The sequence below is a fragment of the Citrobacter portucalensis genome (assembly GCF_002042885.1).
Lineage (GTDB): Bacteria > Pseudomonadota > Gammaproteobacteria > Enterobacterales > Enterobacteriaceae > Citrobacter > Citrobacter portucalensis.
Map to the genome: position 1 here is coordinate 22,702 of NZ_MVFY01000021.1, position 19,692 is coordinate 42,393.

The window sequence follows — 19,692 nt, forward strand, 5'->3', positions numbered from 1 at the left end:
GTGCAGCCATGAGCGTAATTGAAACCTCAACCGCGCCGCTCGCGCAACAACAGGCTAACGCACTGCTAAACGTAAAAGATTTGCGTGTGACGTTTGCGACCCCCGACGGCGATGTAACTGCGGTCAACGATTTAAACTTTTCTCTGCGAGCCGGAGAAACGCTGGGTATTGTCGGTGAATCCGGTTCGGGTAAATCGCAGACGGCCTTTGCCCTGATGGGGCTGCTGGCGGCGAATGGTCGTATCGGGGGCTCCGCAACGTTCAACGGGCGTGAAATTCTGAATTTACCGGAACGTGAACTGAACAAACTGCGCGCCGAGCAAATCTCGATGATTTTCCAGGACCCGATGACGTCTCTCAATCCGTACATGCGGGTCGGGGAGCAGTTGATGGAAGTTCTGATGCTGCATAAAGGCATGAGCAAAGCGGAAGCTTTTGAAGAGTCGGTCAGAATGCTGGATGCGGTGAAAATGCCGGAAGCGCGTAAGCGTATGAAAATGTATCCTCATGAATTCTCCGGTGGTATGCGTCAGCGCGTAATGATCGCCATGGCGCTGCTGTGCAGGCCCAAATTACTGATTGCCGATGAACCAACCACTGCGCTCGATGTGACGGTACAGGCGCAAATTATGACGCTGCTGAATGAACTGAAAAGTGAATTCAACACCGCGATTATCATGATCACCCACGATCTGGGGGTTGTTGCCGGTATTTGCGATAAAGTCCTGGTGATGTATGCCGGACGTACTATGGAATACGGCAGTGCGCGGGATGTCTTTTATAAACCCGTTCATCCGTATTCGATTGGTTTGCTAAATGCCGTACCTCGTCTGGATGCCGAAGGGGAAGAGATGCTCACTATCCCTGGCAACCCACCGAACTTACTGCGTCTACCAAAAGGTTGTCCATTCCAGCCGCGTTGCCCGCATGCGATGGAAATCTGTAGCAGTGCTCCGCCACTGGAGGAATTTAGCCCAGGCCGTCTGCGTGCCTGCTTTAAGCCGGTGGAGGAACTGGTATGAATACGGTGACCGAACAACGTAAAGTGCTCCTTGAGATTGCCGACCTTAAAGTCCATTTCGATATTAAAGATGGCAAACAGTGGTTCTGGCAACCGTCTAAAACCCTGAAGGCGGTTGATGGCGTAACCCTGCGACTGTATGAGGGCGAAACCCTGGGTGTGGTCGGTGAATCAGGCTGCGGGAAATCGACCTTTGCCCGTGCGATTATCGGCCTGGTGAAGGCCACCGATGGAAAGGTTGCCTGGCTGGGTAAAGATTTACTGGGCATGAAACCCGATGAGTGGCGGGAAGTGCGCAGCGATATCCAGATGATTTTCCAGGATCCGCTGGCATCGTTAAACCCGCGCATGACCATTGGTGAAATCATTGCCGAACCGCTGCGAACTTATCATCCGAATCTTCCTGGTCAGGAAGTCCGCGACCGTGTGAAGGCGATGATGATGAAGGTTGGATTACTGCCCAACCTGATTAACCGCTACCCACATGAGTTTTCCGGTGGCCAGTGTCAGCGTATCGGTATTGCCCGCGCGCTGATCCTTGAACCAAAGTTGATTATCTGCGATGAACCGGTTTCGGCGCTGGATGTATCAATCCAGGCCCAGGTGGTTAATCTGCTGCAACAGCTTCAGCGCGAAATGGGATTATCGTTAATCTTCATTGCTCACGACCTCGCGGTGGTTAAACACATCTCCGACCGTGTGCTGGTTATGTATCTCGGACATGCGGTGGAATTAGGGACTTATGACGAGGTGTACCATAACCCGCTGCATCCTTATACCAAAGCGCTGATGTCTGCGGTGCCGATCCCCGATCCGGATCAGGAAAGGAACAAGGTTATCCAGTTGTTGGAAGGCGAATTACCGTCCCCGATTAATCCTCCTTCCGGTTGCGTGTTCCGTACGCGCTGTCCGATTGCTGGACCGGAATGCGCAAAAACGCGCCCGGTTCTGGAAGGAAGTTTCCGACATGCAGTTTCCTGCCTGAAAGTAGACCCGCTATAATCCTGAGGGCTGACAAAGGTCAGCCCTTTTTTTGGTGAGGTATCTGTGCCAGGTTTAGTCTCTTCTGTCCGCCGTGCGCTCTATCGCAAATTATTTGATTTAAACACCCGTTCAGGGCGTCGCTTTGAAGGTATGTGTGCGCTATTTGCCTTGCTCAGCGTTATCGTTATCTTCATTGAGTCCGGAGTAGGGACGCAATACCATTTAACCTTTGAGGAATGGCGCGTTTTTGTCTGGCTGGAGATCTTTATTACTCTGGTCTTCACCCTCGAATATCTTCTGCGCTTATGTTGCTGGGCTAACCCCGCTAAATATGTGTTCAGCTTCTGGGGGATAATTGACCTTGCCACCATTCTGCCGCTGTATGTGATGTGGCTATGGCCGGAAATCAGTCTGAGCTATGTTTTCGCCTGGCGAGCGATGCGTGTCCTGCGTGTCCTGCGTATTCTCAAGCTGCTGCGCTTTATGCCTTCTCTGCGGGTGTTCTGGAATGCGTTAAAAAGCGCCCGACATCAGCTGATGCTGTTCTATTCCTTTATCGCCATCCTGATGGTGGTTTTTGGCGCGATGATGTATCTGATTGAAGGGCCAAAATATGGGTTTACTACGCTGAATGCGTCGGTGTATTGGGCGATTGTTACTGTAACCACCGTCGGCTATGGCGATATCACGCCGCACACACCGTTGGGGCGCATGGTGGCGTCTGTGCTTATCCTGATTGGTTACTCGGTGATTGCAATACCGACGGGATTGATTACCACGCACATGAGCAGTGCGTTCCAGCAGCGCGGGCACCAACGAAAATGTCCGCAGTGCCAGCAGGCGCAGCACGAACATAGTGCGCAATTTTGTAACCGCTGTGGAAGTAAACTGCCGGGTTAAAAATGAAAAAAGCTGCGAGAGCAGCTTTTTTGTTTGATTATTCGCGCCAGAGAATATGGCAGAGCTTATGATCTTTTTCGCGACATAATAAAACGCGCGCGAAAATATCGTTAATCTCGCCGTCTTCTGTATCTGCCAGACCAATCACCACCTCGGCAAAGAAGTCAGGGTTCAGGTCAAAATCAACATGCTCCTGCCAGTCTTCTGCCGGATCGAACAACTCGGCACCGCCACGCTCTTCAAACTGCAAATTGAACAGAATGATGTCGGCTGGATCCAGATTGTCCGCAGCCAGTTCGAGAAAAATGTCGTAAGCCTGCTCAAGCGTTTCGTCTTCGGTCAGGCGATTGTTCAAATCCATATCCATAATGACTACCTGTTTACTGTCTGATGGGCACGTTTTACAGCAACGGACTAAAGAAGTAAAACAGTCGCTCTGCTATCCGCTGCCAGAGTGGTCGTTTTACCCACAAACGGGCATCAAGCAGGCGGGAACGCGAAATATAATCATCCTGCACTGCCGCGAGATCGCCACCGAATCCGGCATCATCAATGACCAGCGTGATTTCAAAATTGAGCCATAGACTGCGCATATCCAGGTTAACCGTACCGACCAGGCTCAGCTCGCCATCGACCAGTACGCTCTTGGTGTGCAGCAAGCCACCTTCGAACTGATAAATTTTAACGCCAGCCGCCAGCAGTTCGGTGAAAAAGGCCCGGCTTGCCCAGCCAACCAGCAGGGAGTCATTTTTACGTGGAAGAATGATACTGACGTCAACCCCACGCTGCGCCGCCGTGCAGATCGCGTGCAACAGATCGTCGCTGGGGACGAAGTAGGGGGTGGTCATAATTAAATATTCACGCGCTGAATAAGCAGCGGTTAGCAGCGCCTGATGAATCAAATCTTCAGGGAAACCAGGACCCGAGGCGATAGTGTGAATGGTGTGGCCGCTGGCCTGCTCAAACGGCATGATATTGACGTCCGGTGGCGGAGGTAAAATGCGCTTTCCGGTCTCAATTTCCCAGTCGCAGGAATAGACAATGCCCATAGCAGTGGCGACAGGACCTTCCATTCTCGCCATTAAATCAACCCATTGCCCGACGCCCGCATCTTGTTTAAAGAAACGCGGGTCGACCATGTTCATGCTGCCGGTATAAGCAATGTAGTTATCGATCATGATCATTTTGCGGTGCTGACGCAGGTCCATACGGCGTAAAAATACACGCATCAGGTTCACCTTCAGCGCTTCTACAACCTCGATACCTGCGTTACGCATCATCGCTGCCCAAGGGCTGCGGAAAAAAGCCACGCTGCCTGCGGAGTCCAACATCAGGCGACAGTGAATGCCACGCCTCGCGGCAGCCATTAACGACTCGGCTACCTGATCGGCCATACCGCCTGGCTGCCATATGTAGAACACCATTTCGATGTTGTGGCGCGCCAGCTGAATATCACGGATCAGCGCCTGCATCACGTCATCTGAACTGGTGAGCAACTGCAGCTGGTTTCCCTTTACGCCAGCGATACCCTGACGACGCTCGCACAGTTTAAATAACGAAGAGGCGACGCTGCTGTTTTCCTGGGCAAAAATATGCTTGCAGGCCTTGAGGTCGTTCAGCCATTTGGCGGTTGAAGGCCACATCGCCCGGGCGCGTTCGGCACGTCGCTTGCCCAGGTGAAGTTCACCAAAAGACAGATAAGCAATGATTCCTACCAATGGCAGAATGTAGATGATCAACAGCCAGGCCATTGCGGAGGGCACTGCGCGTCGCTTCATCAGAATGCGTAACGTTACGCCAGCAATGAGTACCCAGTAACCCAGAATGACCAGCCAACTCACCACGGTGTAGAAGGTTGTCATAAATTTAAAAATCCTTTTGAAAGCGTATTGTTAAGAGTTTACGCATCAGGATTAATCTGGCAAATAAAAACACGGGAAAACCACTGGCCTGCATTCGGTCTGGCGTTATAATGGCCGCTCAGTGACTGGAAGAGTAGTTAACATGAAGCGTAGTAGAACGGAAGTGGGACGCTGGCGGATGCTGCGTCAGGCTAGCCGCCGTAAAGCACGTTGGCTTGAAGGACAATCGCGTCGTAATATGCGTATCCACACTATCAGAAAGTGCATTCTCAACCATCAACGCAACTCGTTGCTGTTTGCAATCCACAGTATCTGATCTAAAAGGGCACCGCTGGCGGTGCCCAATGTCTGCGTTTGTTCTGTTTTTTAAAATACTTTCTTGTAAGGTTTTACTGAAACCTGCGCATAAACGCCCGCCGCAACATACGGATCGGCATCTGCCCACGCCTGTGCCGCCTCCAAAGATTCAAATTCGGCAATCACCGTCGAGCCGGTAAAACCCGCCGCACCGGGATCGTTACTGTCGACCGCTGGCATGGGGCCCGCCGTGAGCAAACGACCTTCGTCATGAAGGAGTTGCAGGCGAGCCAGATGAGCAGGGCGCACGGAAAGACGTTTTTCGAGAGAGTCTGCGATATCTTGAGCGTAAATAACATACAGCACGGGTAGAGCTCCTTGAACGGTAAAAGTCGTTAATAACGTTATTGGAAAGGCCTAACAACTGCAACGGAAAGATAACTGATATGTTAAGGCCATACTCTGAAAGTGGTTTTTTATCATAAAATCGCGTTTTAAATGTCAGTTAGCACCACGGGCTTATTGAATATGATTGCTATTTGCATTTAAAATCAGGGCCTGGTTTTTTTACTGAAACGATTATGACTTCAATGACCCTTGATTTACCTCGTCGCTTTCCCTGGCCAACGTTACTGTCTGTCGGCATTCATGGTGCCGTAGTGGCTGGTTTGCTGTATACCTCGGTACATCAGGTTATTGAACTACCTGCGCCAGCGCAGCCGATCTCTGTCACGATGGTCGCGCCTGCCGATCTCGAACCGCCTCAGGCCGTTCAGCCGCCGCCGGAACCCGTTGTCGAGCCTGAACCGGAACCTGAACCGATTCCAGAGCCACCAAAAGAGGCGCCGGTGGTGATTGAAAAACCGAAGCCCAAGCCTAAACCGAAGCCAAAACCGGTTAAAAAGGTGGAAGAGCAACCGAAACGCGATGTTAAACCAGCAGAACCGCGCCCGGCCTCCCCACTGGAAAATACGGCACCTACTCGCACAATGACCAATACCGCGCCGGCAACTACCAGCAAACCGGTGGTCAGTGCGCCATCGGGTCCACGCGCTTTAAGCCGTAATCAGCCTCAGTATCCGGCGCGAGCTCAGGCGCTGCGCATTGAAGGCCGGGTAAAGGTCAAATTTAACGTAACGCCGGATGGCCGGGTTGAAAATGTGGAGATCCTGTCGGCACAGCCTGCCAATATGTTTGAACGTGAAGTGAAAAACGCGATGCGTAGATGGCGTTATGAAGCAGGTAAACCCGGTTCCGGACTTGTGGTGAATATTGTTTTCAAATTAAACGGCACAACGCAGATCGAGTAAGCATCAGGCCGTCCGGCAATGATCAAGAGTGATGATTGCCGGATAGCAGTACTGACGTGTGCTATCAGACCAACGTGGGAATTGGACGTGGTTTCCCGTCTTTATCAACAGCAACGTAGATAAACAGAGCTTCGGTAGCCTTATAGCGCTGTCCAATTGGTTCAGAAGCAACTTTCTTCACCCAAACTTCAATATTGATGCTGATCGAGGTTGTCCCGCGTTTCACACAGCGCGCATAGCAACACACTACATCACCTACGGCGACCGGGCGCAAAAAGCTCATTCCTTCTACCCGCACCGTTACCACACGACCATGTGCGATCTCTTTGGCCTGAATCGCGCCACCTATATCCATTTGTGACATCAGCCAGCCGCCAAAAATATCACCGTTTGCGTTGGTATCGGCAGGCATGGCCAGAGTGCGTAAAACCAGTTCGCCCTGGGGAGTGTTATTCGTTGTTGTCATTGTAGAACCGACTATAGAGAAAGATTACAGGCGCGATGCTACTAGAATTTGTGCGTTGAGAACAGAGGGGATGCGGCGTGCGGAGCAGATGTAAGTCAGGTTGTCAGCACAATGGACGCGAGGGGATAAAAATTCGCCAGATCCGCAGATCTGGCGAGCATGAATTATGATTTATCTTCTTGCGGCAGATGACGGTAAATATAGACCCCACTCAGCAGCGTAAAGAATAAAGTCAGGGCGGTCAGACCGAACACCTTGAAGTTGACCCAAATGTTCTGCGGTAGCCAAAATGCAATATAGATATTCGCCAGACCACACAGGATGAAAAATACGGCCCATGCTAAATTAAGTTTCGACCACACTGACTGCGGTAGGGTCAGCTCTTTACCTAACATGCGTTGAATCAGCGGCTTTTTCATCACCCACTGGCTAACCAGCAGAGCACCAGCAAACAGCCCGTAAATCACCGTTACTTTCCACTTAATGAATTCATCGTTGTGGAAAAAAATAGTCAGGCCACCAAATACGGCCACCAGGACAAAGGTGATTAACGCCATCTTCTCGACCTTGCGATAGCGAACCCAGCTGTAAATCAACACTACAGCCGTCGCGACAATCAGCGCCGAGGTCGCCGCATAGATGTCGTAAAGCTTATAAAAAGCAAAAAAGACAACCAGCGGTAAAAAATCAAGAAACTGCTTCATTCTTCGATTCCGTCATCAAAAGCACCGGGAACAAGCCCGGAATGCGTTCAGGGTTTATTGGCGAATCAGCATGTACAGGCGGAACAAATAGATCAGCAACACGGCGGAGATCATATTGCTCAGCGTATTCGCCAATACCGCGCCTACATTCGGCGTAAGTACTGCAAAACTTGGCGCAAAAAGCAACAGCAGCGTTTTTGCCAGCAACCAACCGATCACTGCCGGCGCAACCAGTCGCATATTGGACCACGCCAGACGCATACTGTTGCGCATCGCGGCAAAGACACCCATTTTGTCCTGTACCAACATCACCGGTGCGAGTGCCAGCAGGATCGCCAGCAGAATACCGGGAACAACAACCAGCATAATACCGATTTGCACTAGCAGAGTAGTCAAAAAAATCAGAATAAACAGCTTCGGCAACACTGGCGCACTGGCGCCGATAGCACGTAACGCACTGACCCGATGACCTGCTGAAATCAGCTGAATCATCAGGATGACCCCCCCGGCGAGGATGGCATTACCAATCAGACCGGAAAACGTCGACGCCGCGGAAGCGCGTAGCAAAATTTGCTGTTGCTCCGGGGTCATGTTTTGCACCAGATCGAACAGCCCCACGCTGCTGGTTAACTGATCGCCTTCACTGAGTTGCGCAATTTGTGCGTCAGTGGGGGAAAAGGCATGCCCTAACACCACTGTGATAAACGCGCACAACAACGATACCAGCAAGATGGTAATGAATTGATTACGGAAAAAGTTTCCCGTGTCACGGTAAACGGATTTCGCCGTGATAGACATGCACTCTCCTTGAGTTTTGCAGGTGTTCATTTGCGGGCAATTGTACCCTGGATAACTCTACAGTGGCAGCATCGCGCGATGTATGGAAAAGCATATCTTTGTAAAGCTGCAGTAATTTTTGGCTATGACTTCAGCGTCGTGCATAAACGCTGTTTGTTATCTGCGCATCACGCGCAGATATCCATCACCCATCAGCAATGAGCTGGGGGTACTTGCACATTGAAAATATATCAAAATTGATCTGAATTAATTTAACCAGGATTTTGAATGCAAGTTCTAACTTAATCTGGATCAATAAATGTTAAATTATCAAAGTCAATGTGATCCATGTTAGATCACTTATTACTCCAATGTGGGTATATTCGTTCCGCTTTTATAACCATAACGATGGAGCGGACATGAAAAAATTAACAGTTGCAGCATTGGCTTTAACAACTCTTCTCTCTGGTAACGCATTTGCGCATGAAGCTGGAGAGTTCTTTATTCGTGCAGGTTCTGCCACCGTCAGGCCGACGGAAGGTGCAGGTGGTACGCTGGGCAGTTTAGGTGGCTTTGATGTCAGCAATAACACGCAGTTGGGTCTGACATTTACCTACATGGCAACCGACAATATCGGTGTTGAATTACTGGCAGCTACGCCGTTCCGTCATAAAATCGGCACTGCTGCAACGGGTGATATTGCCACCGTACATCATTTACCGCCGACGTTAATGGCGCAGTGGTACTTCGGTGACTCCAGCAGTAAACTGCGTCCGTACGTAGGTGTTGGGGTGAACTACACGACCTTCTTCGATGAAGGCTTTAACGATAACGGTAAAAAAACGGGGTTATCGGACCTGAGCCTGAAAGATTCCTGGGGCGCAGCAGGGCAAGTCGGTATGGACTATCTGATTAACCGTGACTGGCTGATTAACATGTCGGTGTGGTACATGGATATCGATACCACCGCAAGCTATAAAATGGGTGGCGTCCAGCAGCGAGACAGTGTACGCCTCGATCCGTGGGTGTTTATGTTCTCTGCGGGTTATCGTTTTTAAGTTCTTCTGCAAAACCCCTGCAAAACTGGTCATCAAGTGACCAGTTTTTTTTCATTCTTTTCCACGCGTGTCGTTGTCTTGAACGGCCATTATTTTGCGCCTCTGGCCTGACAAAATTTGTGTGTCGAAACCTCGCTATAAGCAGTGCAGCAGCAACTTTAATAGTAGAAGTGTTTGTCTGGAATATCACTTTTGTTTCTCTTCACTTATGCATTATTGCTGCGGACCATTTATTAAGAACAAAAAAGAACCAGAGGATAATTTATCAATAATGTTAACTATTGATAAAATTAAAGTAACATGTCGTAAAATTATAATATTTTTATTTTTAATAGACGAGGATTTATACGTCATGATATAATGTAATGCTAGGTTATTTACCTGTCGGCTATGTAAATGAATTTTTGAGGAGATCATTCCAGTGGGACGTAAGTGGGCAAATATTGTTGCTAAAAAAACAGCTAAAGACGGTGCAACGTCTAATGTATATGCAAAATTTGGTGTCGAAATTTATGCTGCTGCTAAACAAGGCGAACCAGACCCAGAATTAAATACATCTTTAAAATTCGTTATTGAACGTGCTAAACAAGCGCAGGTTCCAAAACACGTTATTGATAAAGCCATTGATAAAGCCAAAGGCGGCAGCGATGAAACGTTCGTGCAAGGGCGTTATGAAGGCTTTGGTCCCAGTGGTTCACTGATTATCGCTGAAACATTGACTTCAAATGTTAACCGTACGATTGCTAATGTCCGCTCAATTTTTAATAAAAAAGGCGGGAATATCGGAGCGGCTGGTTCTGTCAGCTATATGTTTGACAATACCGGAGTGATTGTATTTGAAGGGACAGATCCTGACCACATTTTTGAAATTTTGCTTAATGCTGAAGTAGATGTTCGTGATGTAACCGAAGAAGAAGGAAACATCGTTATTTATACAGAATCTACAGATCTTCACAAAGGCATTGCAGCTTTAAAAGCCGCAGGGATTACTGAATTCTCTACCACAGAATTAGAGATGATTGCTCAATCAGAAATTGAACTTTCACCAGAAGATTTAGAAGTCTTTGCAGGGCTTGTTGATGCCCTTGAAGATGACGATGATGTTCAAAAAGTATATCATAACGTTGCTAATCTCTAATGATAGATTAAAAGAATCTGTCATTATGGCAGATTTTTTTAACTCATAAAGTTGTTATGAAGAAGAATGTCTGGCCAGATATATCTATTCTAAAAAACTGATAAAAACCACTATCTTAAAAAAGAAAATGTAATAATTAAAATCTCTGGCCTTAACTTCTTAGGTACGCGATAAACGTTATACGTCCAATATGCCCCGCGATATCCTGCATCCACTCAGCGCCGCTATGAACAATTGAGATGTTAACTCCATCATTCCAGATAATCCTGGTGTAAGCACAACGTGAGTTTCTCACTCATCACTGTCCCGACATTATCAGTGAAGCTTTACATCAGATTATGTGGTCCGCTTCTTGCACAGAATAGTCCAATGATTGACAGTCTCAGACAGTATGGAAAAAATGAGTGCACCATTATTACAAACTCGGATATTTTCCATCGTCATCAACTAAATTTTCTGATCTTCGCCAGAGATTCGCACGGAGCTGTCTGTTACCGTTTTCAGACAATATCCTTACCTCGACCCATCGTTTAAACAATCCCATCCTACCTTTCTCCCTTTGATGTAGTGCTACTCTTTAAGCAAAACAACTTTGAGGGTATTGCTGATGATGTTGACCCGCCATCTGCTACAGCAAAAAATAACACTTCTGGAACCGTTCTCCGAAGATCAAACGGCAGCGTTTGCCGTGAGTGCTGCACGTGAGTTATTGCTTTGCATGGATAAAATTGAGGCGCTGGAGAAACTTATTGCGACTCCGGTTACACTACCTTATTGCAGCGCCAGTCCGGTTTGTGAGATTGAGGCGGGCTATGCCGCAGGCGTAAACGACTGCCGCGAGGCCATTCGACGGGCAGGGTATCCTATTGAAGGTGATGATTAGTTTGCGCTTATGTTAACAAATATGTGCTTTTGTTGTATAAAACTGTAACCTAAGCGCGCGACTGCGGGCTGCATCAACTTACCTGCTTCGGGGTGGCGAACATTCTCTATCAACGTACAACGCTGTTATGCAACAACATAAACGGGTAACCGATTTGGCAACACTGTTAACTATCAGGGTGGACTCGTGAAGATTGTGCAGGATAAGCTCAGAAACAGGCAGGCACTGCTGGTATCAGGGCTCATTACGTTGGTATTTACGTCGTTGTTTCTGTTTATTATTTATGAACAGCGAATGGCCGCTGCCAGCGAAGGTGTCAACCGCCTGCAAGCGCGCATGATGGACATTTTTAACGATAATGAGCTGATCGCTGATGCGATTGGTGAGCGCTATCACCACATCAAAAATGGCGAGCAATGTGGCGATATGTCTCGATTTGTTCCTCGGAATGATCAGGAATGGGGAATTAACGCCGACCCAAAGCGGCTGCATTCAGCGACCGGGACAATGGTTGCCCAGCAAACCAGCCACAATGCGCTGTGTATGTATACAGCGGCTGAATTTATTCGTGGTATGGTCAATGAGCTAAACCCGGGCAGTTTTGATGCACATCGTTATATTATCGCCAAAAACTCAGATTATTTTTACTGGTTTATGGCTTCCGATTCGCGCAATTTCAGTTTCTCTAATTCTGAAATGGCACGGGATATCACCAACTTTTTCTATCCTCCGGTCGATTTCTATACTCGATTACTGCAAAAAAACGTCAAAAACAAAGCCCTTAGTTCGACGAATTTTTATACCGATAAAATTACCGGTGAAAAAGCTTATAGCGTGGTTAGTTATATCTACGATCTGTCTGGCAAAGAGATATCAGACCAAATCGTAGCCTATCTGGTCTATGACCATTCAAAGCCCGAATTGCAGGAAGCGTTAGCCCAGGCATTTGACAACCAAATTCCACCGGAGCTGAATGTGGAGTTGGTGAATTTAACAAACCATGAGAGTCTCTGTTTATCCGGTAAATGTACCGGTCAATCCCGCTTTATGGTGCGCAATTTTTCGGAGAAATATGCGCTGCACTATTCGCTTTCATTAGGCCGTTTTATGGCGCGCGACGCACATGCCGGGATTGTTATCCTGCTGGCGCCGTTCTTTTTCATCATCATTAGCTTCTCGTTAAAGTCATGGCTAAACGAAAGCGACCTAAAAGTTTATATCGATACTCTGACCGGCTGTTTTAACCGCCGAATTCTCGACATCATCAAGCGTCGGGATTTATCACACTGCTCGGTGGTGCTACTTGACTGTAATAAGTTCAAGGCCGTCAATGACACCTGGGGCCACGCGGCAGGCGATCGTGCGCTGCAAATTATCGCCAACAGAATGCTGTCAAACACCCGCACCAGTCACGATATTGTGATTCGTACCGGCGGGGATGAATTTATGATCCTGCTGTTTCGATCGCAGGCAACTGACGCTATAGCAATCGCGCAACGTATTAGTGGGCAGGTGACCAGCCATGTGTTTGTGGTGGATGGCCATACCGTGCCATTGTCAGTATCGTGGGGGATTGCAGAGGTGAATGGTGAACTTGATGTGGCCATTCAGAATGCGGATAGCGCTATGTATAGAATGAAGCACACGAAAGAAGGATAAAACCGCCAGAAATTTCTGGCGGTTGATTTAGCTTATTGGTGGGTGGCGGCTTTCATCGCGCTGACAAACGCTTTCAGCTCAGCCAGCATCTGTTCCGGTGCCGCAACATTTTTCTCAATGATTTTCACAATTGCCGAGCCGGAAATTGCACCGGAAGCACCGGCTTCAATAGCACCGGCTACCTGTTCAGGCGCAGAAATACCAAAGCCCTGTAAAGAAGGTGGAGCATCATATTGTTTCAGCTTTTCAACCAGATGATGCAGCGGTAATGCCGCACGATTTTCGGCACCGGTCACGCCTGCACGTGAAAGCAGATAAGTGTAGCCACGACCATAAGAGGCAATCTGGCGTAGCAGTTCTTCATCAGCGTTCGGCGGGCAGATGAAAATTGGTGCAATATTGTGACGGAGCGCTGCAGTTCTGAATGGTGCAGACTCTTCAACGGGAACATCGGCCACTAACACAGAATCCACACCCACTTTTTCGCACTGGGCGTAAAACTCGTCAATGCCCTTGCTGAAGACCAGGTTGGCATACATCAGCAACCCAATGGGAATCGTCGGATGCTTCTGGCGAATCAGCACCAGCATTTCAAAGCATTGCGACGGTGTAACGCCGGCGGCAAACGCACGCAGGGTGGCTTCCTGAATAGTTGGGCCATCTGCCAGCGGATCGGAGAACGGAATGCCGAGCTCAAGCGCGTCGGCACCGGCTTCAATCAGCGTATCAATGATTTTCAGTGACTGCTCAACAGACGGATCGCCCAGGGTTACGAAGGGGACAAAAGCGCCTTCTTTGCGGTCCTTCAGCTGTGCAAACAGGTTTTCGTAACGTTCCATCAGATTTCCCCTCGCGCTTTCAAAATATCGTGTACGGTGAAAATGTCTTTGTCGCCGCGACCGGAGAGATTAACCACCAGCAACTGCTCTTTTTCTGGATTCTCACGCATCATTTTCAACGCGTGCGCCAGGGCATGGGAGGACTCCAGTGCCGGAATAATTCCCTCGTGCAGACACAGCGTTTTGAAGGCTTCCAGTGCTTCATCATCGGTGATTGAAACATAATCGGCGCGACCAATGCTGTTCAGGTATGCATGCTGTGGCCCGACCGATGGGAAATCCAGCCCTGCAGAAATAGAGTAAGACTCTTCAATCTGTCCTTCTTCAGTCTGCATCATTGGGGACTTCATGCCGAAGTAAATCCCGACACGACCATGCTTCAACGGTGCGCCGTGTTCTCCAGACTCAATCCCGTGACCGCCTGGCTCTACGCCAATCAGACCGACGCTGGTTTCATTAATAAAATCGGCGAACATCCCGATGGCGTTAGAACCGCCGCCTACGCAGGCGATAACGGCGTCCGGCAGACGACCTTCTTTTTCCAGAATCTGCGCCTTGGTTTCTTCACCGATCATGCGCTGGAACTCACGCACAATGGTCGGGAAGGGGTGCGGACCAGCCGCCGTACCGAGCATGTAGTGCGCGGTATCGTAGCTGCCAGACCAGTCGCGAAGCGCTTCGTTACAGGCATCTTTCAGCGTTGCGGAACCGCTGTGAACGGGGATAACTTCAGCGCCCATCAAACGCATACGGAAAACGTTAGGCGACTGACGTTCAACGTCTTTCGCACCCATATAAATACGGCATTTCAACCCCAGCAGTGCGCTGGCGAGAGCAGATGCAACGCCGTGCTGACCCGCGCCGGTTTCGGCGATGATTTCCGTTTTCCCCATACGCTTCGCCAGTAACGCCTGACCCAGCACCTGGTTGGTTTTGTGCGCACCGCCGTGCAGTAAGTCTTCACGCTTGAGATACAGCGTCGTGTTGGTGCCTTGAGTAATGTTCTGGCACTTGGTCAGTGCGGTTGGGCGACCCGCATAGTTTTTCAGCAGATCTGTAAACTGCGCCTGAAATTCAGGATCCTTTTGTGCGCTGACAAAAGCTTCTTCCAGCTGGCGCAGGGCAGGCATCAGAATCTGTGGCACATACATACCGCCAAATTCACCAAAGTACGGATTGAGTAATGTTGTCATGTCCTTTTCCTTAATATGCGCGCAGCGTCTGAAAGACCGAAGCCAGAAGACGTGCATCTTTGATGCCCGGCTGTGACTCTACGCCAGAATTGAAATCGAGACCGGCACAGCCGGTTTTTGCCGCGTCAACGCAGTTATCTGCGCCGAGTCCGCCAGCCAGTAAAACGTTATCCAGCGATTGTCCGCCTAAAAGTGACCAGTCGAAGCGTTGACCGCTGCCGCCCTGGCCGTTGTCGAAGACGTATTTATCGACATGCTGATAATCACGGGCTGGCAACGTCTCGCTGACGCTGAGTGCCTTCCAGATTTGCACCTGTGCGGGCAGTAAGTCGCGCAGGGCGTCAACATAGGACTGGTCTTCGTTACCGTGCAGTTGCACGGCAGTTAGTCCCAGCTCCGCCGCTGTTGCGCTCACGTCGGTAATATCTGAGTTGCGAAACACCCCGACGTATTGCAGCGGCGCGCCGGTCATGACCTCTCGCGCTTGTTCAACGTTGACCGCGCGCGGTGATGTGGGGACAAAAATCAAGCCGCCGTAAATGGCACCCGCTTCGTATGCCGCATTTGCATCCTGAGCCCGGGTTAAACCGCAGACTTTATTCTCGCCGAGCAGTACGCGTCGCACGGCGGCGTGCAGATCAGCATGCGACATCAGCGCGGAGCCAATCAGAAAACCGTTAGCGAAGTGGCTGAGCTCGCGCACCTGACCGTAAGTATTGATGCCGGACTCGCTGATGACGGTCACACCATGACCCAGTCGCGGTGCCAGTTGACGGGTGCGATTCAGATCAATCGACAGATCGCGTAAGTCACGGTTGTTGATACCAACGACTTTGGCGCCCAGTGCGATAGCACGCTCCAGCTCTTCTTCGTTACTGACTTCGGTCAGTACGCCCATTTTCAGGCTGTGGGCGACGGCGGCGAGTTGACGATATTGCTCATCATCGAGCACCGACAGCATCAGCAAACAGGCGTCCGCCTGGTAGAAACGCGCCAGGTAAATCTGGTAAGGATCGATAATAAAGTCCTTACACAGAATCGGCTGCGGTGCGATGCGGCTGACGATAGGCAGGAAATCAAAGCTCCCCTGGAAATACTTCTCATCGGTCAGTACGGAGATCGCGGAAGCATAATGTTTATAGATGCTCGCAATCTGTGCAGGGTCGAAGTCATCACGGATCACGCCTTTTGATGGAGATGCTTTTTTGCATTCCAGAATAAAGGCGGTGCGTGCACCTTGCAGCGCATCGTAGAAATCACGTGAGCCAGGCTGAACATCATCTTGAAAGCTGGCCAGCGGTTGTTGCTGTTTGCGGGCTTCTACCCAAATCGCCTTGTCTGCGACAATTTTCGCTAAAACGGTTTGCATCATTTACCCTCTTGCTGCCAGTGCAGTGACGCGGTCATAGGCCGCACCGCTACGCAGTACATTAATCACGGTTTGCGCATTGGCTTTTAAATCTTCTTCACCGTGCAGGCGCATTAACATGGCGACATTCGCGGCAACAGCAGCTTCATGAGCGGCTTCACCTTTACCTTGTAACAAGCGACTAAGAATGTCACGGTTTTCTTCCGGCGTGCCGCCAGCCAGCTGTTCCTGGTGGTAAGGCGTCAAACCAAAGTCTTCTGCCGTCAGTTGATAACTCTTGATTTCCCCATCGTGCAGCTCTGCCACAATGGTCGGCGCATGCAGCGAAACTTCGTCCATGCCACCACTGTGCACCACGGCTGCTCGTTGATATCCCAGCACGCGCAGCGTTTCAGCAATCGGTAGCACCAGTTCCGGGCTGTAAACACCGATCAGCGCCAGCGGCGGATGCGCCGGGTTAATCAACGGGCCGAGCACGTTAAACAGCGTGCGGGTTTTCAACTGCTGACGTACCGGCATGGCATGGCGAAAACCGGTGTGATATTTCGGCGCAAACAGGAAACACACCCCGAGGTCGTCTAGCGCCTGACGGGATTTATCAGCGTTCATATCCAGATTGATGCCAAATGCCGCTAACAGATCCGAAGAGCCAGACTTGCTGGAGACGCTGCGGTTGCCGTGTTTGGCAACTTTCAGTCCGCAAGCCGCCGCAACAAAGGCGCTGGCGGTAGAAATATTGATGCTGTTGCTGCCGTCGCCGCCGGTACCGACAATATCGGCGAACAGATAATCAGGGCGCGGGAACGGGGCGGCGTTTTCCAGCAGCGCGGTTGCCGCACCGGCAATTTCATTCGGGTGTTCGCCACGAATTTTCATGCTCACCAGCGCCGCAGCCAGTTGTTCCGGCTTCAGTTCACCGCGAACGACTGCGGAAAACAGCTGGTGACTTTCCTGCTGGGACAGCGTCTGGGCCTGATACAGTTTCTCCAGAATGGGTTGCAGCGTATTGGTTTGTTCAAGCTTCTGTTGCGCCCAGGCCAGCGTTTGTTCCAGCAAACGCGCGCCCTGGGTGGTCAGAATTGATTCCGGATGGAACTGGAAGCCGCAGACGCGATCGGTATCGTGACGTACCGCCATCACCATGCCGTTAAAGTGGGCGTTAATGGTCAACCCAGCAGGTACGTTGCTGCCAACCAGTGAATGATAGCGTGCCACCGGCAGCGGATTCGCCAGACCGGCAAACATCGCCTGACCGTCGTGTTCAATGCTGGACGCTTTGCCGTGAAGGATCTCTCCGGCCTGACCCACATATCCACCATAGGCTTCAACAATGGCCTGGTGTCCCAGACAAATACCGATGATTGGCAGCTTGCCGCGCAAACGGGTTAACAGCTCCGGCATGCAACCTGCCTCGCTTGGCGCGCCTGGTCCTGGAGAAAGCATCAGCACCGGATTTTTCATGGTTGCTAAGCGGTCAATCAACGTCTGGGCCGGAATATGGTTGCGGTAAATCACCACATTGTGACCATTAGTACGCAGCTGATCCGCCAGGTTATAGGTAAAAGAATCGATGTTATCAAGCAGCAGAATGTCAGCCATTAGAAGGTCTCCTGTGCGTGGTGCGCGGTAGCGATAGCACGCAGAACCGCGCGCGCTTTATTACGGGTTTCATCGGCTTCAGACTGCGGTACAGAATCCAGAACAATCCCAGCACCGGCTTGTACGGTGGCAATACCGTCTTCCACGAGGGCGGAGCGAATGACAATACAGGTATCCAGATCGCCATGCGCCGTGAAGTAACCTACCGCACCGCCGTAGCTGCCACGGCGACGACCCTCGGCCTCGGCGATAAGCTGCATGGCGCGAACTTTTGGCGCTCCGCTTAACGTGCCCATATTCATACAGGCGCGGTAAGCGTGCAGCACATCCAGATCGCTACGCAATTCGCCGACCACGCGCGAAACCAGGTGCATAACGAAGGAGTAACGATCGACTTTGGTGAGGTCAGCAACATAGCGGCTGCCAGGCGTACAGATGCGTGCCAGGTCGTTACGCGCAAGGTCAACCAGCATCAGGTGCTCAGAAAGCTCTTTATGGTCGGTACGCATCTCCAGCTCGATACGGCTGTCGAGATCGCGATCAAGCGAACCGTCCGCACGACGACCGCGCGGGCGAGTACCAGCAATCGGGTAGATCTCAATCTGGCGGCTGGTGGCATCGTATTTCAGCGAGCTTTCCGGGGAGGCGCCAAACAGTGTGAAATCGTTGTCTTGCATGAAAAACATGTATGGGCTGGGGTTACTTTTCTTCAGCACATAGTAGGCCGCCAGCGGAGATGGGCAGGGCAGCGAGAAACGGCGGGATGGCACCACCTGGAAAATTTCGCCCGCGCGAATCGCTTTTTGCATGCCACGAACTACGGCGCCAAACTCTTCATCGCTCTGATTGCACTCGCAGCGCATCTGCGGGACTTCAGTGACCGGCAACGGCGGCGCAGGCTCGGTAAGCTGCTGGCTCAATTGCGCCAGACGAGCATTAAGACGCTGTTTTTCCGCATCATTGGGGGTAAAAATACTGGCCTGAATACGGGTGCTTTTTTTCTGGTGGTCGATAACCATCAGCGTTTCTGCCAGATAGAAGCAGTAGTCAGGGCAACGGTTGCCCGCTTCAAGCTGTGGCAACTCTTCAAAACCCGCAACCAGATCGTAAGAAAACAGACCGCCGAAGAACATTGCTTCACGTTCTTGCGCTGGAACATTAACCAGCTCCTGCAATAAACGGAATGCATCAAATACGGACAGGGAGCATAAGCGGGCGTCTTCATCGAGCAGTGGGCTGACGGCAGGGAATCGCAGATGACGACCATTCGGCTGTTGTTCGTTCTCAACGCCAGCGGGCAGGGCAACATCCAGCAGCGACAGCAGCGATGCGCCGTTTGCGGACAATGCCTGAATAGTGACAGTGTCACCGAGAGCAGTAATGCGTAATGCGCTGTCGACCAGCAGCAGGCTCTTCAGATCGTCTTTGCTGTCGATATCTGCAGATTCCAGCAGCAGTGTTGCTGGACGTGCGCCACACACTTGATGAAACAGCGCCGTCGGATTCTCACGGTAGGCGGCATCGCAGGCAAGCAGTTCGAGTGTCGGTTTTTGAGTTTGCATCGTTATTCTCATTAATTTTGTTCAAAAAAAAGCCCGCTCATTTGGCGGGCCGGGTATCTGGTTGCATATTG

General features: G+C 50.5%; 20 protein-coding genes, 1 pseudogene and 1 other annotated feature (1 of these 22 only partly in view). Of the genes and pseudogenes, 9 read left to right on the plus strand and 12 right to left on the minus strand.

From position 1 onward, the window contains the following. Positions 1–8 precede the first annotated feature (8 nt). Genes oppD through BZK40_RS22045 form a run of 3 tightly spaced genes read left to right on the plus strand, consistent with a single transcriptional unit; the run spans position 9 to position 2,905 of the window. Positions 9–1,022, plus strand: coding sequence for a murein tripeptide/oligopeptide ABC transporter ATP-binding protein OppD (gene oppD / locus BZK40_RS22035; RefSeq protein ID WP_003833364.1), 1,014 nt, complete (start codon positions 9–11; stop codon positions 1,020–1,022). Next, positions 1,019–2,023, plus strand: a complete 1,005-nt coding sequence (gene oppF / locus BZK40_RS22040) for a murein tripeptide/oligopeptide ABC transporter ATP-binding protein OppF (RefSeq protein WP_008784949.1) — start codon at positions 1,019–1,021, stop codon at positions 2,021–2,023. The genes oppD and oppF overlap by 4 nt, the downstream gene beginning before the upstream one ends. Before the next feature lie 45 nt (positions 2,024–2,068). After that, entirely contained in the window at positions 2,069–2,905 is an 837-nt protein-coding gene (locus BZK40_RS22045; RefSeq protein ID WP_003833361.1) for an ion transporter, read from the plus strand. A 37-nt stretch (positions 2,906–2,942) separates the two neighbouring features. Here the strand turns inward: BZK40_RS22045 and BZK40_RS22050 are convergent, their stop codons facing one another. Then, entirely contained in the window at positions 2,943–3,272 is a 330-nt protein-coding gene (locus BZK40_RS22050; protein ID WP_003020691.1) for an HI1450 family dsDNA-mimic protein, read from the minus strand. 34 nt (positions 3,273–3,306) lie between these two features. Then, a complete protein-coding gene (cls, locus tag BZK40_RS22055; protein WP_003020687.1) occupies positions 3,307–4,767 on the minus strand; it encodes a cardiolipin synthase in 1,461 nt (486 codons plus the stop codon). Positions 4,768–4,909: 142 nt separating this feature from the next. Between cls and BZK40_RS24290 the strand changes: the two genes are divergently transcribed. Continuing rightward, positions 4,910–5,083 (plus strand): YciY family protein, encoded by a 174-nt coding sequence (locus BZK40_RS24290; RefSeq protein WP_003020684.1) that lies wholly within the window; start codon positions 4,910–4,912, stop codon positions 5,081–5,083. 50 nt (positions 5,084–5,133) lie between these two features. On the opposite strand, the gene BZK40_RS22060 is transcribed toward BZK40_RS24290, so the two are convergent. After that, on the minus strand, positions 5,134–5,430 hold the full coding sequence (locus tag BZK40_RS22060) for a YciI family protein (RefSeq protein ID WP_048211485.1): 297 nt from the start codon (positions 5,428–5,430) through the stop codon (positions 5,134–5,136). Between the two features lie 215 nt (positions 5,431–5,645). Between BZK40_RS22060 and tonB the strand changes: the two genes are divergently transcribed. Then, positions 5,646–6,374 (plus strand): TonB system transport protein TonB, encoded by a 729-nt coding sequence (gene tonB, locus BZK40_RS22065; RefSeq protein ID WP_168150127.1) that lies wholly within the window; start codon positions 5,646–5,648, stop codon positions 6,372–6,374. Between the two features lie 64 nt (positions 6,375–6,438). Here tonB and yciA read toward each other — a convergent pair whose 3' ends face one another. From yciA to BZK40_RS24905, 4 genes and pseudogenes are all read right to left on the minus strand, one after another. Continuing rightward, positions 6,439–6,840 carry an acyl-CoA thioester hydrolase YciA gene (yciA, locus tag BZK40_RS22070; protein WP_008784945.1) on the minus strand — a complete coding sequence of 134 codons (402 nt, stop codon included), beginning with the start codon at positions 6,838–6,840 and terminating at the stop codon, positions 6,439–6,441. A 164-nt stretch (positions 6,841–7,004) separates the two neighbouring features. Next, the gene (locus tag BZK40_RS22075) at positions 7,005–7,544 is read right to left on the minus strand and encodes a septation protein A (protein WP_048235264.1); all 540 of its coding nucleotides are present in this window, start codon (positions 7,542–7,544) and stop codon (positions 7,005–7,007) included. A gap of 54 nt (positions 7,545–7,598) precedes the next feature. After that, positions 7,599–8,342, minus strand: a complete 744-nt coding sequence (locus BZK40_RS22080; RefSeq protein WP_003020663.1) for a YciC family protein — start codon at positions 8,340–8,342, stop codon at positions 7,599–7,601. A gap of 28 nt (positions 8,343–8,370) precedes the next feature. Continuing rightward, positions 8,371–8,448: pseudogene (locus BZK40_RS24905) on the minus strand (YkgJ family cysteine cluster protein); the annotation flags it as partial. A gap of 292 nt (positions 8,449–8,740) precedes the next feature. Here BZK40_RS24905 and ompW point away from each other — a divergent pair. From ompW to BZK40_RS22100, 4 genes are all read left to right on the plus strand, one after another. After that, positions 8,741–9,379: an outer membrane protein OmpW gene (ompW, locus tag BZK40_RS22085; RefSeq protein ID WP_071446265.1), complete on the plus strand. Its 639-nt coding sequence runs from the start codon at positions 8,741–8,743 to the stop codon at positions 9,377–9,379. A 421-nt stretch (positions 9,380–9,800) separates the two neighbouring features. Beyond that, positions 9,801–10,517 (plus strand): YebC/PmpR family DNA-binding transcriptional regulator, encoded by a 717-nt coding sequence (locus BZK40_RS22090; protein ID WP_003020658.1) that lies wholly within the window; start codon positions 9,801–9,803, stop codon positions 10,515–10,517. A gap of 607 nt (positions 10,518–11,124) precedes the next feature. Next, positions 11,125–11,400, plus strand: coding sequence for a hypothetical protein (locus BZK40_RS22095; protein WP_032943616.1), 276 nt, complete (start codon positions 11,125–11,127; stop codon positions 11,398–11,400). Between the two features lie 186 nt (positions 11,401–11,586). Then, entirely contained in the window at positions 11,587–13,059 is a 1,473-nt protein-coding gene (locus BZK40_RS22100; RefSeq protein ID WP_079935304.1) for a GGDEF domain-containing protein, read from the plus strand. Positions 13,060–13,091: 32 nt separating this feature from the next. Here BZK40_RS22100 and trpA read toward each other — a convergent pair whose 3' ends face one another. From trpA to BZK40_RS22125, 5 genes are read right to left on the minus strand one after another with little or no spacing between them, the layout of a single operon-like run. Next, positions 13,092–13,898 carry a tryptophan synthase subunit alpha gene (gene trpA / locus BZK40_RS22105; RefSeq protein ID WP_079935305.1) on the minus strand — a complete coding sequence of 269 codons (807 nt, stop codon included), beginning with the start codon at positions 13,896–13,898 and terminating at the stop codon, positions 13,092–13,094. Then, entirely contained in the window at positions 13,898–15,091 is a 1,194-nt protein-coding gene (trpB, locus tag BZK40_RS22110; protein WP_003020645.1) for a tryptophan synthase subunit beta, read from the minus strand. Before trpB ends, trpA begins: the two co-directional genes overlap by 1 nt. A gap of 10 nt (positions 15,092–15,101) precedes the next feature. Continuing rightward, complete coding sequence (gene trpCF, locus BZK40_RS22115; RefSeq protein ID WP_079935308.1) at positions 15,102–16,460, minus strand: bifunctional indole-3-glycerol-phosphate synthase TrpC/phosphoribosylanthranilate isomerase TrpF; 1,359 nt, start codon at positions 16,458–16,460, stop codon at positions 15,102–15,104. Positions 16,461–16,463: 3 nt separating this feature from the next. Next, positions 16,464–18,059, minus strand: a complete 1,596-nt coding sequence (gene trpD / locus BZK40_RS22120) for a bifunctional anthranilate synthase glutamate amidotransferase component TrpG/anthranilate phosphoribosyltransferase TrpD (protein ID WP_003020639.1) — start codon at positions 18,057–18,059, stop codon at positions 16,464–16,466. Then, on the minus strand, positions 18,059–19,621 hold the full coding sequence (locus BZK40_RS22125) for an anthranilate synthase component 1 (protein WP_079935306.1): 1,563 nt from the start codon (positions 19,619–19,621) through the stop codon (positions 18,059–18,061). The genes trpD and BZK40_RS22125 overlap by 1 nt, the downstream gene beginning before the upstream one ends. 23 nt (positions 19,622–19,644) lie before the next feature. Continuing rightward, positions 19,645–19,692: a sequence feature (Trp leader region), on the minus strand; it runs 47 nt beyond the window's last position.